Below are 324 nucleotides of genomic sequence, written 5' to 3' on the forward strand. Positions count from 1 at the left end.
CCCANCCACGCCGCGCACGCCGCCACCCCGCGCCCCGGACTCCGTACGGCCGCCCGCACCCCGGCGTACAGCAGCAGCACCCCCGCCCCCGCGACCAGCAGCCAGGCCCGCCCGTCGTACTCCGCGAGCCGCGCCACCGTCACCGGCTCCCCCCGGGACAGCGGCGGCAGCAGCCGCCCGAGCCCCCCGCCGGCCCGCCCCCGCACCGGCACGGACAGCCCCAGCAGCAACCCCGTCCAGCTCGCGTCCGGCGCCACCAGCAGCGCGGCCCCCGCCACCCGCTCCGGCCGCCCGGCCCCCGCGCCCGCCCACACCGCCGCACCC

General features: G+C 83.6%; 1 protein-coding gene. It reads right to left on the minus strand.

What is annotated here, in order from left to right:
* Positions 1-314, minus strand: a 314-nt coding sequence (locus tag VR44_RS49480; RefSeq protein WP_425424574.1) for a streptophobe family protein, incomplete at its 3' end; no start/stop codon positions are given.
* Positions 315-324: the final 10 nt, after the last annotated feature.

The organism is Streptomyces katrae (assembly GCF_000966975.1).
GTDB classification, from domain to species: domain Bacteria; phylum Actinomycetota; class Actinomycetes; order Streptomycetales; family Streptomycetaceae; genus Streptomyces; species Streptomyces katrae.